The organism is Paenibacillus sp. JCM 9796 (assembly GCF_055379675.1).
In genome coordinates this window covers 5,476,584-5,492,506 of sequence record NZ_AP043723.1, presented here as the reverse complement: position 1 = coordinate 5,492,506, position 15,923 = coordinate 5,476,584, and the positions used below count along the sequence as shown (strand labels likewise).

The following is a 15,923-nucleotide window of genomic DNA, read 5'->3' as shown; positions in this document are numbered from 1 at the left end:
TTTCTTCGCAAATGGCAGAAGCCTCGGAAGGAGTGACGACCGGTTATGAAACGAATAGGGCTGCCGATTCTGCTGGTGCTGGCGCTGTTGATCACCGGCTTCACCTTGGTGCAGAACCTTAAACTGACGGAGCCGACTGGCTTCGATCCCGCCCGCAAGATCGATGCCAAAGCGATGGAGCAAATCTTGATGACGGCTGAGGCGCCGAAGACGGCTTCACAGCGTAGGCATTCCGGCGTCCAAGCGCCTTCTCTTACATTGAAGACGTTGGAGGGCGAAACGGTAACGATCGGCGGATCTAGGAACCGGCCGGTGCTGATCCATTTTTGGGCCAGCTGGTGCGAGGCGTGCGCGGTGGAGGCTCCCACGTTGAAGCGGCTGCATGAGCAGTACAAGGATCATGTGGACTTTTACGGAATCAACGTCTCGACGGAAGAAAAGAACCCCGAGCGCATCTCGGCGTTCATGCGGATGAACGGCTTAGCCTATCCGACGCTGATGGACGAGAATAAGCGTGCGGCTTATTTATACGAGCTTCATGCACTGCCGACGACATTTCTGATCGATAAAGACGGTTATATCGCCGATACGTTCCATATGGCCGATCCGATAGAGTTCGAGCAGAAGCTGGAGCGCTTGTCGAGCGAATAATGGGGAGGAATGAGGACACATGAGGTTTCAGGCAAGAATCGCGGCGCTTCTGATCCTAACACTGTATGTCAGCCTGCTTCTGCCGGCGGTTCATCTCGAAGCGGCTGCGAAAGCGCCCGGCTTTGTAGAGGATCATTTTGATCAAAGCTACATCAATGACAATTGGGAGATCATCGAGGGTTCGTGGGCCATCTCATCCGGCAAGCTGACCGTGCCTGCAGGCCGGGGCTACAAGGCTTTGGCCAAGAGCGCGGAGCTGCAGGATTTCACGGTCGAAACGGAGATCAGCCTTGCCAATCGTAACGGGGACGCCGGCCTTTTGTTTCGGGTCGCCGACGCCTCTTCAGGAGCCGACAATGTGAAGGGCTATTATGCGGGAATCAGCGCCGGCGGCACGGGCAGCGTGTTTCTCGGCCGGATGAATAACAACTGGACGGAGTTAAAGCGCTCTTCCATCACGGTGAACCCGAACGTAACCTATCGTTTTAAAGTGACGGCTGCAGGCCCGCTCATTCGCTTTTATGTGAATGACGCCCTTGTGCTGGAGCATACCGATAACAGCTACGCATCGGGGAAAATCGGCGTCCGGATCTATCAATCCGAGGCGATTTACGACAATCTGAGGATCAAGCAACAAGACGAAAGCTTGGCGTTCGAGGATACGTTCGAGGATCCTCCGTCAGTCTCCGGGCTTGAGAAATGGAAGGTGATCGACGGCGTTTGGGGCCTGCAAGCGGGAGGCGTTACTGTGCAAGCCGGAGGCGCTGGTGCGAAGCTGCTGGCCAAGGACGCGGACTTCGGCGACGCCACCGTGGAAACGGAGCTGAAGCTTGCTGCTGCGGATGCGAATGCCGGCCTGCTCTTCCGCGTGGCCGGTGCCGGGCCCGGATCCTCTAACGTTCACGGCTATTATGCCGGATTAAGCGCCGACGGAAATGTGACGTTGGAGCGAATGAACGGCGACCGTACGGTGCTGCAAACGGTGAAGGCGCTGGAACAGGTCGATCCGAACCGGTTGTATCAGCTGAAGGTTGCGACGTACGGTGATCAGATCCAGGTGTATGTAGAGGATATGCACAAGCCCTTGATTACGGTGACGGATGACAGCCCGCAGCGTTTAAAGTCCGGCGGAATCGGCTACCGCGTCGAGCGTGGACAGCCGGTGTTCGATCATTTCATCGCCAGCGAATACGCCGTTCCGGTTGAAGCGTTCAAGGAGCCGGTAGCCAATAAAGCGCCGCTCGTACAAACGCCCTTCGTTTCGCTGCCGCTCGGCTCCGTGAAGGCCGAAGGCTGGCTGCTGAAGCAGCTAGAGCTGATGAAGGACGGAGCTACCGGCTACGCGGAGGATTTGTATGCGGAGCTCGGCAGCAACTCCGAATGGCTGGGAGGCACGGCGCCCGATACGAATTGGGAGCGGCCCGTGTATTATGTGAAGGGCCTGGTAGCGCTCGCTTATACGTTAAACGATCCCGGGCTGATCGCCAAATCGCAAAAATGGGTCAACTGGATGCTGCAGAGCCAGCGAGCGGACGGTAATTTCGGACCGAAGAGCGACAATGACTGGTGGCCGCGGATGGTTGCTATCTATGTGCTGAAGGACTATTACGAAGCGACCGGCGATGCGCGGGTGACCGATTTTCTCACCAAGTATTTTCACTATCAGCTCGCGAATCTGGATCAGCGGCCGCTGTTCGATTGGGGGAAAATACGCAATGGCGACAACATGAACGTGGTGCTCTGGCTTTACAACCGGACAGGGGATGCGTCATTGCTGCAGCTGGCGGAGAAGCTGAACGCGCAAGGGTTCGATGTGACGGATCTGTTGACGAACAACAAATTTTTGGAACCGGCCCGGACGAACCCGGACAATTTCTATACGCAGCATACCGTAAACGTGAATCAATCGATCAAAACGCCGGCGATTTACTACCAGCTTTCGAAAAACGATGCGGATAAGAACGCCTATGATGCCGGCGTCGCAAATCTGAATCGCTCGCACAATCAAATCACCGGGATCAACGCAGGCACCGAGATGCTCTCGGGTCTGGCATCGACGCAGGGCGTCGAGCTCTGCGCGATCGTGGAGCGCATTCACAGCGATGCGGTGACGGCGATGATCACGGGCGAAGCGTCCGTAGGAGACGCACTTGAAAAGCTGACCTTCAACTCACTTCCCGGCGCGATGAGCAAGGACATCAAGACACATCAATATTACTCGCTTCCGAATCAGATTCAGAGCCGGAATACGGACCACGGCTTTAAGCAGAATTACGACAATGGCACCGTGCAGTCGCCGTTTTCCGGCTTTCCGTGCTGCCGCTTCAATTTACATATGGGCTGGCCTTATTTTGTCAAAGATATGTGGGCGGCAACGAGTGACGGGGGACTTGGCGTGATTGCATACGGTCCGAGCCGGGTATCGGCGAAAATCAAAGGAGCGGATGTGACGATTCGGGAGACCACGAATTATCCGTTCGAGGACCAGCTTCGGTTTACCGTGGAGCAGGCTTCGGCCAGTGTAGCCTTTCCGCTCAAGCTGCGCATACCGGCCTGGACGGACGGGGCGGCAGTCAAGGTGAACGGGGAACCGCAGCCGGCGGTTACATCCGGCGGCTACTATACGATTGAACGGACGTGGAGCCAGGGCGATACGGTGGAGCTGACGCTGCCGATGAAGCTTCGGATGTCTACGTGGGTGAATAATTCGGTCGGCATCGAACGCGGGCCGCTCGTCTATTCGTTGAAAATCGACGAGAAGTGGACCGAGCAATCGAATCCGGCGCCTCAGGTGACGGAGCCCGGCTTTAAGCAGTACAACATCACGGCAGACAATCCATGGAATTACGGACTGCTGATCGATCGGGCTCATCCGGAGGCATCGATTCAGGTCGTCACCTCGGAGATGCCGGACAATCCGTTCGAGCAGGCGAAGACGCCCGTGAAGCTGGTTGCCAAAGGCAAGCTGATCCCGACCTGGGGCAAGGCCCCGAACGGCGTGTCGGCGGCAGAGCCGCCGGTAGGGCCGGTTTATTCCGCGGAGCCCACGGTCAACCTGACGCTCGTTCCGTTCGGATCGGAAAATCTGCGCGTGACTTACTTCCCGGAGGTGACCGGGGACGAGAACGTCTCGCCGGCCAAATACGAGGCGGAGCAAGCACAGATCCACAATGCCAAGGTGAATACGAACAACAGTTACGCATCCGCCTCGAGCTATGTCGGCCATATCGATTTTCCCGACAGCTATGTCAATTTCAATGAGGTTGTCGCACCGAAGAGCGGTGTATACAGGCTGTATGTGTGGTATGCGCAGAATACAGGGAATTATCGTCCCGCAACGGCCCGCATCATCGTGAATGACGGGCAGGAGCAACACGTGGATTTGGCGGGGACGATCGGCTGGGGCCGGTTTATGGCGACCAGCGTTCAGGTCGAGCTTCAGGAAGGGATCAACAGCATCAAATTTATGCGGGGAACGGCTGCGGACGCAGGCTTTTACGAGCTGGATTACATCGCTCTTGCTTCAAGGGCTGCTGTCGGCACGGACGTTGACAGAACGGCTCTTCAGCAGGCGGCGGCCGACGCACAGACCAAGCACGATGCAGCGGCAGAGGATAACCGGCACGGGTATTACATCGCCGGTGCGAAGGCGGCTCTCCAAAGCTCCATCGAGCAGGCCCGTCTGGTAGCGGCCGATGCGGAGGCAACCGGGGAGCAGGTGAAGAACGCTTACGAAGCCTTGACGGAGGCCGTACAGCGCTTCGAGGCCAAGCGGATCAATGCCAACCTGAACGGCTCAGCCGGAGTTACCATAGGCGACCTGGCGATGGCGGCCCGTTCATACGGGAAGCAATCGAAAGAGGCGGACTGGGATGCGAATGCGGCTAAGGCCGACGTCAACCAAGACGGCAAGGTGGACATGGAAGACCTTGCGATTGTGGCAAGATCGATTTAAGACGAGAAGAAAGGGTGAAGCAGTTCATGAGTATGCGTCGAAAGTGGGCAGCGGTAACGACCGCTCTTAGTCTATGCGCAGCCGTTTGGATCACGCCGGGAGGAGCGGCGGCGGGCAGCCCGGCCTATGAATTGACGGCTTCGCGCACAAGCCTGAACATCGGTCAGGAGCTCCGCGTTACGATAACGGGGGAACAGCTGGTCGATTTGTACGGTTATGATTTGGAGCTGCATTTCGATACGAGCCGGCTTGAATATATCAGGATGTCCACAGGAATAACCGGAGGGTTCAGCATTACGCCGGATCCGAACGTCAGTCCGCCAAGGCTGATCGATGAGAAGCTCGCCCAAGGCGATATTTTGTTCGGCTTTACCAAAACCGGAGACGCTTCAGGACAAAGCGGGCAGGCCACGCTCGGCACGGTCATCTTTAAGGCGAAATCAGCGGGACAGGCGACGGTGACGCTGGGGCGCGTAAAGCTGATACCGGCCGATTCCAAGGCGCCGGCGGTCACCGCGTCGCCTGAACTTGAGGTACGCGCATCGGTTTCGGGCAGCGGTGAAACCGACGGCGACCCAACGGGGGGAGGCGATACCGGCGGCGGCAGCAGCGGAGGCAATGCCGGACAACAGCCGAATGCCGCCGCGCTAACGGAGGTGGAGGTCAAGGACGGCAAAGCGTCCGTAAGGCTGCCGGAGAGCGCATCGACGGCTATCGTTCCTTTTGACAAGGTATCCGGACATGAGTTGGAGGTTCAAGCGGGACAGCTTGCTATGAAGGTGAAGCCGGAGCTGCTGGCTGCCTTGGCTGCCCGAGCGAACGATTTGAAGGGGGCGACCGTGGAGGTGAAGATGGTTCCGGTAACGGGGCTGGCGGCTCCTGCACCGACTGCGGGAGCCGGAGCCAAGATCAAGATAGCCGGCGTGGTGTATGACCTGCAGGTCACGCTGCGGTCGGCAGACGGTCAGGCGTTTGACGCAGGAATCGTCTCAGGCGGCATTCAGCTCACGTTCACTTACGACGCGTCGACGGTGGACGAATCGCTTCTCGGCGTGTACTATTTCAACGAAGCGACGAAGGCATGGGCGTATGTAGGCGGCACTCTTGAACCCGCTTCCGGACAAATGACGGTAACGCTGGAGCATTTAAGCCGCTATGCGCTGCTGGAACTCGACAAGACCTATGCGGACGTACCCGCTGAGCATTGGGCCTACCGCACCTTGAAGGTGCTGTCTGCCCGGCATGTAGTGAACGGCGTAACGGAAACCGAGTTCAAGCCGAACGGCAAGACGACCCGGGCGGAGTTTGCCGCCATGCTTGTCCGCAGTCTGGAACTGGCGCCAAGTGCTGCGCCGTCGCCTTTCACGGATATCGCGGCAAGCGCTTGGTACGCAAGCGACGTGACGGCCGCCTATCAGGCGGGCATCGTGCAGGGCGTCTCCTTGAACGAATTTGCGCCGGATGCCCCGATAACCCGGGAGCAGATGGCAGCCTTGCTGGTTAGAGCGTATAAGCAGAACGGCGGTCAGGCGACAGGGGCCGGCGGCGGCGGGCTTCTGACGTTTACGGACGGTTCGGAGGTATCGCGCTGGGCTCAGGCGGAGGTGAGCGAGGCGATTGCGCTTGGTCTGATGAAGGGCAAGGGGGCGATGCAGTTCGATCCTGGAGCAGATGCCGTACGTGCGGAGACGGCGCAGGCCATCCTGAATTTGCTGAAGAAGTAACTGTGCCCTGAAAGAGAAGGAAAGATCCCCGATTGCTTGGAGCGGTTGGGGATCGTTTCTATACAGATCATAAAATTACAAAAAAAGAACAGGATATTGTAAATACTTTGTCCGGCCCGTTTTCTACAATAAGAGGGGGGCAGCATTCAATTCAGAAAGAAGGGAGGCTTTACGTGTTGTAAGCGCCATCAAAAAGTCTTGACCATTTCTATGAATCGGAGGTCGTTCACAATCATGAAGTGGAAAAAAACGCTGCGTGTAGGTTTCATTGCCGTCTGGGTGCTCGTGTTTACTTTGACCAGTTTGCGGGTGCCCGGCCGGGCGCTAGCCGCCGAGAGCGTGACTGCACCCGAGGAAACGCACGGTCTGAAAGCCGAATATTACCTGAATTCCGGAGCCCCTAACTTTACGTTCGGCGAGCTGAAATCAACGATCATCGACCCGAACATCGACTTCGGCAGCCTTGAGGGGGTGTTCAGTGCGCTAACGGGTCGAAACGATCGCGTCAGTGTCCGATGGACCGGCTTTATACAGCCGGAAACGACAGAGAACTATACCTTTTCGATCATCGGGGATAACGGCTTCCGGTTGTGGATTGACAACAAGCTGGTGATCGATCACTGGGTCGACGATTGGGATAAGGAGCAAACCGGCGCTCCCCTAGCGCTAACCGCCGGGCAGAAGCATGAATTCAAGCTCGAATACTTCGAGAATAACGGCGGCTCCAACCTCCATCTGCGATGGTCCAGTCCCCGTGTGCCGAAGCAGGCCGTCCCGACCCAAGCCTTCTATCCGCCGGCCGGCTTCGATTATGGCGGGACGGTAGCAACGGACGGCTCTACAGCCGAGGTCGTGCTGAGCGAGCCGCTCCAAGAGCTGCCGGCCGGATTGACGGAGCATCTTCGCATTCAGGTGGTGGGCGTCGATTGGCCGATCGCTTCGGCATCGCTTAAGCCCGGCGAACCGCATGTCATCATGCTGAGCTTTGCCTATCCGATTTACTCGAAGGACGTCTGGCTTGTACGTGCAGGCTACGACGGAAAGGGCGGGCTGAACACCCGGGACGGCGCAGCCGTCGCGGCCTTCGATGTCCAGCTGAAAAACCGCTCGACGTATCAAATTACGACCCCTTGGGCGGCCGAAGTGAACCCGGAGAACGTGCTGCCGGACTATCCGCGACCGCAGCTGGTCCGCGGGCAGTGGGCCAATTTGAACGGGGAATGGGAGTTCGAAGCGGCGAAGGAAGACGATGCCGTTCCGACAGGCAGGACGCTGGGGGAAAAAATCCTCGTGCCTTTTGCAGCAGAATCGGTATTGTCCGGGATTAACCGGGTGGAGGACCGGATGTGGTACAAACGGTCGTTTACCGTTCCGGACAGCTGGAGCGGGCAGCGCGTGAACCTCAATTTCGGCGCGGTGGACTATTTGGCCACGGTGTATGTCAACGGCAAGCTTATCGGCAGTCACAAGGGCGGCTACACGTCGTTCAGCTTCGATATTACGGATGCATTGGTGAGCGGATCGAACGAGCTGATCGTACATGTGCTGGATCAAACCGATATGGGCGAGGATCAGGCGGTCGGTAAGCAAACGGTTAAAAAGCTGGGCGGCATCTGGTATACGTCGGTGTCCGGCATTTGGCAAACCGTCTGGCTGGAGCCGGTAGCAAACGCACATATCGAGAAGCTGGATATGACGCCGGATTTGCAGAGCCAAGCGCTGAAGCTGACGCCGGCCGTCCAAGGGGCCCCGGGTCTTACGGTCGAAGCCGTCGCCAAGGTTGGCGGAGAGATCGTCGGCCGTGTGACCGGAGCGGCAGGCGAGACGCTGCAGCTGCCCGTGCCGAACCCAAGGCTGTGGTCGCCGGACGATCCGTTCCTGTATGATTTGACCGTGCGCCTGAAGAACGGGGAGCAGGTCGCGGATGAGGTAACCAGCTATTTCGGCATGCGGGAAATCAAGCTCGGGATGGAGGATGGGGTGCTGCGTCCGCTCCTGAACGGTAAATTTGTGTTCCAGATGGGACCGCTGGATCAGGGCTATTATCCGGACGGCTTGTATACGGCACCGACGGATGAGGCGCTGAAGTTCGATCTGCAAACCGTCAAGCGGGTCGGGATGAACATGGTCCGCAAGCATATCAAGGTCGAGCCCGCCCGTTGGTATTACTGGGCCGATAAGCTCGGTGTGCTGGTCTGGCAGGATATGCCAAGCCTGGAGGACCGTCAGGGCAACCGGGGTTCCGACATTACGCCAGCGACCAAGACCCAGTGGCTGAAGGAGTACAAGGAGATGGTCGATCAGCTCCGCAGCGCACCGTCTATTGTCGTTTGGACCGTCTTTAACGAAGGCTGGGGCCAATTCGACTGGGGCGGACAGCAAACAAGAGACGCGGCCAATTACGTGAAGGGACTCGATTCGACGCGTCTCATCAACAATACCAGCGGCTGGCAGGATTCCGGCGCAGGCGATTTGATCGATGCGCATGCGTATCCGGCGCCGACCTCGCCGACTCCAACCCAGACGCGCGCTGCGGTGCTGGGCGAGTACGGCGGACTCGGCCTGCATGTACCGGGCCATGAGTGGAGCCCGCTCGTGTTCTCGTACCAGCTGATGAACAGCAAGCAGGAGCTGACCGACAAATATGTGCAGTTCATCGACCGATTGAAGCAGCTGAAGCAAAGCCCTGGCTTAAGTGCCGCTATCTATACGCAAATCACAGATGTTGAATACGAGATAAACGGACTTCTGTCGTATGATCGCAAGGTCGAGAAGCTGGATTTCAACCGGATCGCCAAAGCGCACCGCGAGCTGATCGGCGGCGTGACGAGGGAGGACCTGATCGATGAGCTCCAGCTGGCGGAGCAGCTATTAAGCCGCCTCCAGGCTGGTGATGGCGCCGGCCAATATCCGCAGGAGGCAATCGCCGCCTATCGTTCCACAGTTGACGCTGCGAAGGCCGTGAGCATGAACGGCAGCTCGACGGCCAATGACTGGATTCATGCGATGAATGCGTTGAAGGCGGCTAAATGGCAGCTCGTCGTAAGCGTGAATGATCCGATTCCGCAGGGCGCCGTTACGGACTCGTTTGCGACCGGTACGCTGGATCCGGCTTGGTCCATTTACCGGGAGGATGCGGCCCGCTGGAGCTTGACGGCCAAACCGGGCAGCTTGCGGCTGCAAACCTTGTCGGGGGATAGCCATCAAACCTCTAACTCGCTGAAAAACGTATTTCTGCGCAAAGCCCCGGAGGGCGATTTCGCCATAACGACGAAGGTCACGGCGCCTGTCGCCAAAAATCATCAGCAGGCCGGTTTAATCATTTGGCAGAACGAGGACAACTATGTGAGGCTGGGCCATGTATGGGATACTGTCGGCAGTACGGGCAAATCGCTGGAAACGGCGGTCGAGCGGAATGCGGTATACACCAAAGCGACGAATATGGCGAAGCATCCGGGTACCGATACCGTCTACCTGCAAATCAAAAAGACCGGCAACGTGTACACGACGCACTACTGGGACGGGGCGGCATGGGCGCCGGCGGCTGATCCGGTGCAGGCCGATTTGACGAATCTTCAAATCGGGTTTTACGGCCTGTCGGCCGGGGACAACACCTCCATGACGGCCGACTTCGACTACTTCTCGGTCGGAGCTCCGGTTCAAGCGCAGCCTAAGGCCTCGCTTACGGGGCCGGCGGTTGTAGGGTCCGGGCAGTCCTTTGACCTGACGTACAGCTTAAGCGATGTGGCTGGAAACGTGTACGGCAGCGTCTATGCTCAAGATGTTACGGTCGGCTTTGACCCGTCTAAGCTGGAGCTAACGGACGCCGTATCGGTAAAGGACGGCTTCAGCCTGCTGGAGAAGCGCGAGCTGGAGCCGGGTAAGGTGCGCATGGTCGGCGCCAGCCTTGGCGGCGGAGCGGAGGCGAACGGCGCTTGGCTGAAGCTCTCGTTTAAGGCGAAGCCGACGGCTGCACCGGGCAGCGCCTACACCTCCATTCAGCTGAGCGGTATCGCGATTGCGGACAGAACCGGAGTGGAGACGACGATTCCCGGCACAACCCATCAGCTTCAAGTCACGGCGGAAGCGCCGGATAAATCGGATTTGAACGAAGCGATCGCAGCTGCGCAGGCCAAAGTGGATGCGGCCGTGGAAGACCTGCGGCACGGCTATTATTTGCCGGGCTCCAGGGCGGCGATGCAGGTGATTATTGCGCAAGCGGCAATCGTAGCGAACGACGCGGAGGCGACGCAGCAGCAAATTACGGAAGCCTTAAACGCGCTGACAACGGCTATGCTGGCGTTTGAAGGACGTAAAATCAACGCCGATCTGAACGGAAACGGCAGCATTTCGATCGGCGATTTGGCCATCATAGCGAGCCATTACGGCAAGCAACAGGGGGACAGCGGCTGGTCCGCGACAGCTGATCTGAATCAGGACGGCAAGGTCGATATTCAAGATCTGACCACTGTGGCCAGATCCGTGCTGCAATAAGCCATCAAGCAGGTTTATACCGAACAGGCTTCCGTAAGCAATCTTTGCGGAAGCCTGTTTGGCGTTCGCGCTGTATGCGAAATAGAACGGAAATTTGTAAAAAATAACCTTTCCGTCTAAATACACCTGGCAGCCTTGAACTTAAAATGAAAGTTAAGCTGAGCTTCCGGGAGTTTGATACTCTCCATAAACGCAAGCAGGAATACCGATGATGGGAAGGAAGGTGCTCACCTAATGAGTGACAATCTATTGTTGAAAATGGAAGGCGTCAGCAAGTCCTTTCCCGGGGTTAAAGCGCTGAGTGATGTGAATTTTACGTTACATCGGGGTGAAATTCATGCGCTGATGGGCGAGAACGGCGCAGGAAAATCGACACTGATTAAAGTGCTGACCGGCGTCTATACCATGGATGCGGGACAGGTGTGGCTGGAGGGAAAGCCGGTGATCGTCCGGTCGCCGCAGGAGGCGCAGAGCATCGGCATCAGTACGGTGTATCAGGAAATTAATCTGTGTCCCAATTTATCGGTGGCGGAAAACTTGTTTATCGGGCGGGTGCCGAGGAAAAGAGTGGGCATTGACTGGAAGCGGATCAACGAGCAGAGCGAGATCCGGCTCCAGCGGCTCAACCTGAACATCGACGTCAGACAGCCCTTGTCTGAATACTCCGTGGCCATTCAGCAGATGGTGGCGATCGCACGCGCCGTCGATATGTCGAGCGGCGTGCTTATTCTGGATGAGCCGACCTCGAGCCTGGATAACAAAGAGGTGGCGCAGCTGTTCGCGGTCATGCGGAAGCTTCGCGAAGATGGACTTGGCATCGTATTTGTCACGCACTTTCTAGATCAGGTGTACGAGGTGACGGACCGCATCACGATTCTGCGCAACGGGGCGCTTGTTGGCGAATACCCCACGAAAGAGCTGCCCAAGAGCAGTCTCGTTTCCAAAATGATCGGCCGGGAGTGGAAGGAAGAGGAGCGCCAGCGGAAAATGACCCCAAGCTTATCCTCCGAGGCGATCGTCTCGACGAAAGGCTTAAGCCGCGTTGGCTCCATCCAGCCGGTCAGCCTCTCGGTGAAGAAGGGCGAGGTTGTCGGCCTGGCGGGTCTTCTCGGCTCCGGCCGGACGGAAATCGCCAAGCTGATTTTCGGCATCGATCAGGCCGACGACGGGGTGCTGGTGATCGGGGAGGAAACGTTCCGTTCGATCTATCCGAAGCAGGCAATCCGCCAGGGGCTCGGGTTTTGTCCGGAGGATCGCAAGGTGGCAGGCATTGTGGGCGAGCTGACGATCCGCGAAAATATCGTGCTTGCCCTGCAGGCGAAGCTGGGCTTGTTCCGTCACATCCCGCTGAAGAAGCAGCAGGAGCTCGCCCAGCACTTTATCGATCTGCTGCGCATCAAAACCCCTGGCATGGAACAGCGCATCGACAATCTAAGCGGAGGCAACCAGCAAAAGGTCATTCTGGCCAGATGGCTGGCGACCCAGCCCAAGCTGCTTATTCTGGACGAACCGACACGCGGGATCGATGTCGGCTCCAAGGGAGAGATTCGCAAGCTGATCCTTGAACTGGCCTCCGGCGGTCTGTCGATCCTGATCATTTCCTCCGAGCTCCAGGAGATGATCGAATGCTGCGACCGGATCGTGGTGCTGCGGGACCGGGTGCAAATTGGCGAAGTAGCCGGGGATGCGATGAACGAATCAAACATCATGCGAATGATTGCGGAAGGAGCCGAGCCGAATGTCGCTTATAAAACAACGGGCGCTTAACTTCACACGAATGAAAATATTTTGGCCGGTGCTGGCGTTGACGGCAATATTGCTGTTCAATTTCATCTTTGTACCCGGCTTTTTTCAAATCGAAATAAAAGACGGTCACCTGTTCGGCAGCTTGATCGACGTCCTGAACCGGGCGGCGCCGACGCTGATTATCGCCATCGGTATGACGCTCGTCATCGCCAAGGAGGGCATCGATATTTCGGTCGGCTCCGTACTCGCGATTGCAGGGGCGGTCTCCATTTCGCTGCTGGAGTCGACACCGCTCTGGGTAGCCATTCTTGCGGCGCTTGCCGTCGGGATCCTGTGCGGACTTTGGAACGGCATGCTCGTGTCGGTGTTCGGCATTCAGCCGATGGTCGGCACGCTCATTCTCATGACGGTCGGCCGGGGCATCGCCCAGCTGATCACGGAAGGGCAGGTGCTGACCACAAGCAACGCGGCGTACGGGTATATCGGCAAAGGCTTTCTGTTCGGTCTTCCGTTCTCTGTTTATGTAGCCGCAGCCGTGTTCGGTCTCGTTTATGTGTTGAAAAAACGTACGGCCCTCGGTCTGTTCCTGGAAGCGACGGGCACGAACAAAATATCCAGTGAGTACGCGGGCGTGGAGCCGCGCAAAATTTACTTGTTCGTCTATGCGGTATGCGGCTTATGCGCCGCCATCGCGGGGCTGCTGGTCAGCTCCAATATCAGCAGCGCGGACGCCAACAACGCGGGGCTGTGGATTGAGCTGGACGCGATTCTGGCTGTCGTGATCGGCGGAACCTCGATGCGCGGAGGACGATTTTACTTGGCGGGCACCGTCGTCGGGGCGCTGTTCATCCAGTCTTTAAGCACGACGATTTACTCGATGGGGATTCCGCCTGAGCGCATTCTCGTCGTGAAGGCGTTCGTCGTCATCGTCGTCAGCCTGCTGCAGTCGGAGCGCTTCCGCGAGCTGTTCCAAAGCCGCACGAAGCAGGCGGTGGCCGAATCATGAAGCTCAAAGTGAGGATCAATCAGAACAATATCATCATTTTGACGACCACGCTGCTCATTACACTGCTTTATGCAGCAGGCTCGTTCTTGTATACCGGATTTTTCTCCTGGCAGGTGTTCTTCAATTTATTCATCGACAACGCCTATCTGATTATCGTAGCCACGGGACTTGCCTTCGTCATTATTGCGGGAGGCATCGATTTATCCGTCGCCTCCGTCGTCGCGCTGGTCAGCGTATTGTCCGCGTCGCTGCTGCAGGAAGGCATGAACGCCTACTTGGTCATGGCGCTATCGCTGCTGCTTGGAACGTTCTTCGGTGCGGGGCAAGGCTATATCATCCACCGCTTTCAGCTGCATCCATGGATCGTGACGCTCGCCGGTATGTTCCTGGCCCGCGGTATCAGCTATTTGATCAGCACGGAAAGCCTTGTCATCAACGATGCGACCTACAAAGCCATCTCCAGGTTTAAAATTCCGGTCTTCGGCGACAATACGATATCGGTCAGCGTAGTGATTGCCCTTGCGATGGTCGTGATAGCGGTATACATGTCCAAATACACCGAATTCGGCCGGGGGGTGTATGCGATCGGAGGCAACGAGAAGTCCGCTGTGCTGATGGGCTTGCCGGTCGCGCGCATCACGGTGCTGGTGTACACGTTCAGCGGCTTCTGTTCGGCTCTGGGGGGGATCGTATTCACGTTCTACATGCTGTCGGGGTATACCCTGCACTTGATGGGCATGGAGATGGACGCGATCGCCGCATGCGTCATCGGCGGCATTCTGTTAACCGGCGGCTTCGGCTATTTGATCGGACCGATGCTCGGCGTTTTGTGCTCGGGCATCATTCAAACGATCGTCATGTATCAAGGCACGCTGAGCTCCTGGTGGACGAAAATCGCCGTAGGCTTTCTGCTATTCTTGTTTATCCTGCTCCAGCGTTTGATCTTGCTTCGACGCGAGCGCAGGAAGACGATTACGCGCACTTCCCCTGGGCCGGGAGCCGATGCGAAGCAGTCGGCCGGGTCATCTGTGGAGTCGCCGGGAGGGGCTGCGCATTAAGCAGACGATAACTATAATGTGCCGAAATTAGCAAATTATAACGCTATATTCTAAATACAAGCGCTTACCAAACATCTTATAGTGAAGGTGTAAACATGATCAACCAAAGGGAGGAACACAAGTATGTTGTTCAAGATGAAAAGACCGTTTCAACTGGTTACGGCGCTGACGCTGGCAGGTATGCTGCTAACGGCGTGCGGGAGCTCGGGAGGTTCGACGACAGGCGGCTCATCGTCCGGCGGGGAATCGAAAGCGGCGCCTGCGCCCGCTCCTGCGCCTGCGCCTGCGCCGGAAACGAAGGCCGATAAGAAGATTGTGCTCGGCTTCTCCCAGATCGGGGCGGAGAGCGGCTGGCGGGATGCGGAAACACAGTCGATTAAAGAAACGTTCGGCAACGACGCGCAGTTCGAGCTGAAGTTCTCCGATGCGCAGCAGAAGCAGGAAAACCAAATTAAGGCGATCCGTTCCTTTATCGCCCAGAAGGTCGATGTCATCGCGCTGGCGCCGGTCGTCGAATCGGGCTGGGAGCCGGTGCTGGAGGAAGCGAAGGCGGCCAAAATTCCGGTATTCCTGCTGGACCGCACGGTTAAGGTGAACGATGAGTCCCTGTACACGGCATTTATCGGCTCCGACTTTATTCTGGAGGGCCAGAATGCGGCCAAGACGATGATAGAGCAGCTGGGTGCGGACAAAAAGGTAAACATCGTCGAGCTGCAGGGCACGGTGGGGGCCAGTGCGGCGAACGACCGCAAGAAGGGCTTCGAGGAAGGCATTAAATCGAATCCGAACTATAAAATCATCAAGTCGCAAACCGGCGATTTCACAAGAGCCAAAGGCAAAGAGGTGATGGAAGCGTTCCTGAAATCCGACGGCAAAAATATTCATGCCGTTTATGCGCACAACGACGATATGGCGCTCGGCGCCATCCAAGCGATTGAAGAATACGGCTTGAAGCCGGGCAAAGACATCTTCATCGTGTCCGTCGACGGCGTCAAGGCGGCCTTCGAAGCGATCAAAGAAGGCAAGCTGAACGTCACCGTCGAATGTAACCCGCTGCTTGGGCCGCAGTTGAAAAAAGCGATTCTCGATCTGAAGGCCGGCACACAGCCGCCGAAATGGATCAAATCGGAGGAAGGCGTCTTCTTTGGCCAGAAAGCGATCGACGCGCTTCCAACCCGCAAATACTAAGCAGCTGCTTCAGGTCAGGTTGCAAAGGGGCTCCGGCTCCTTTGCAATTTTGTTATTCCAGATATTAACAGGAGCGTTCGCCTGCGTTATAATAGAGTAAA

General features: G+C 57.2%; 8 protein-coding genes. All 8 read left to right on the top strand.

Features of this window, described 5'->3' with window-relative positions; all coding sequences use genetic code 11:
* The first annotated feature begins 45 nt into the window (after positions 1 to 45).
* A complete protein-coding gene (locus ACZ439_RS26355) occupies positions 46 to 651 on the top strand; it encodes a TlpA family protein disulfide reductase (protein WP_054797043.1) in 606 nt (201 codons plus the stop codon).
* Between the two features lie 19 nt (positions 652 to 670).
* The gene (locus ACZ439_RS26350; protein WP_464620408.1) at positions 671 to 4,606 is read left to right on the top strand and encodes a beta-L-arabinofuranosidase domain-containing protein; all 3,936 of its coding nucleotides are present in this window, start codon (positions 671 to 673) and stop codon (positions 4,604 to 4,606) included.
* 26 nt (positions 4,607 to 4,632) lie between these two features.
* Positions 4,633 to 6,330 carry an S-layer homology domain-containing protein gene (locus ACZ439_RS26345; RefSeq protein ID WP_464620407.1) on the top strand — a complete coding sequence of 566 codons (1,698 nt, stop codon included), beginning with the start codon at positions 4,633 to 4,635 and terminating at the stop codon, positions 6,328 to 6,330.
* A gap of 234 nt (positions 6,331 to 6,564) precedes the next feature.
* On the top strand, positions 6,565 to 10,824 hold the full coding sequence (locus ACZ439_RS26340; RefSeq protein ID WP_164751910.1) for a PA14 domain-containing protein: 4,260 nt from the start codon (positions 6,565 to 6,567) through the stop codon (positions 10,822 to 10,824).
* 234 nt (positions 10,825 to 11,058) lie between these two features.
* Positions 11,059 to 12,591, top strand: coding sequence for a sugar ABC transporter ATP-binding protein (locus ACZ439_RS26335; RefSeq protein ID WP_054797049.1), 1,533 nt, complete (start codon positions 11,059 to 11,061; stop codon positions 12,589 to 12,591).
* Positions 12,563 to 13,576, top strand: a complete 1,014-nt coding sequence (locus ACZ439_RS26330; RefSeq protein WP_127608970.1) for an ABC transporter permease — start codon at positions 12,563 to 12,565, stop codon at positions 13,574 to 13,576. The genes ACZ439_RS26335 and ACZ439_RS26330 overlap by 29 nt, the downstream gene beginning before the upstream one ends.
* Entirely contained in the window at positions 13,573 to 14,634 is a 1,062-nt protein-coding gene (yjfF, locus tag ACZ439_RS26325) for a galactofuranose ABC transporter, permease protein YjfF (protein ID WP_155614059.1), read from the top strand. Before ACZ439_RS26330 ends, yjfF begins: the two co-directional genes overlap by 4 nt.
* 123 nt (positions 14,635 to 14,757) lie before the next feature.
* Entirely contained in the window at positions 14,758 to 15,822 is a 1,065-nt protein-coding gene (locus ACZ439_RS26320; RefSeq protein ID WP_258313486.1) for an ABC transporter substrate-binding protein, read from the top strand.
* Positions 15,823 to 15,923 lie beyond the last annotated feature (101 nt).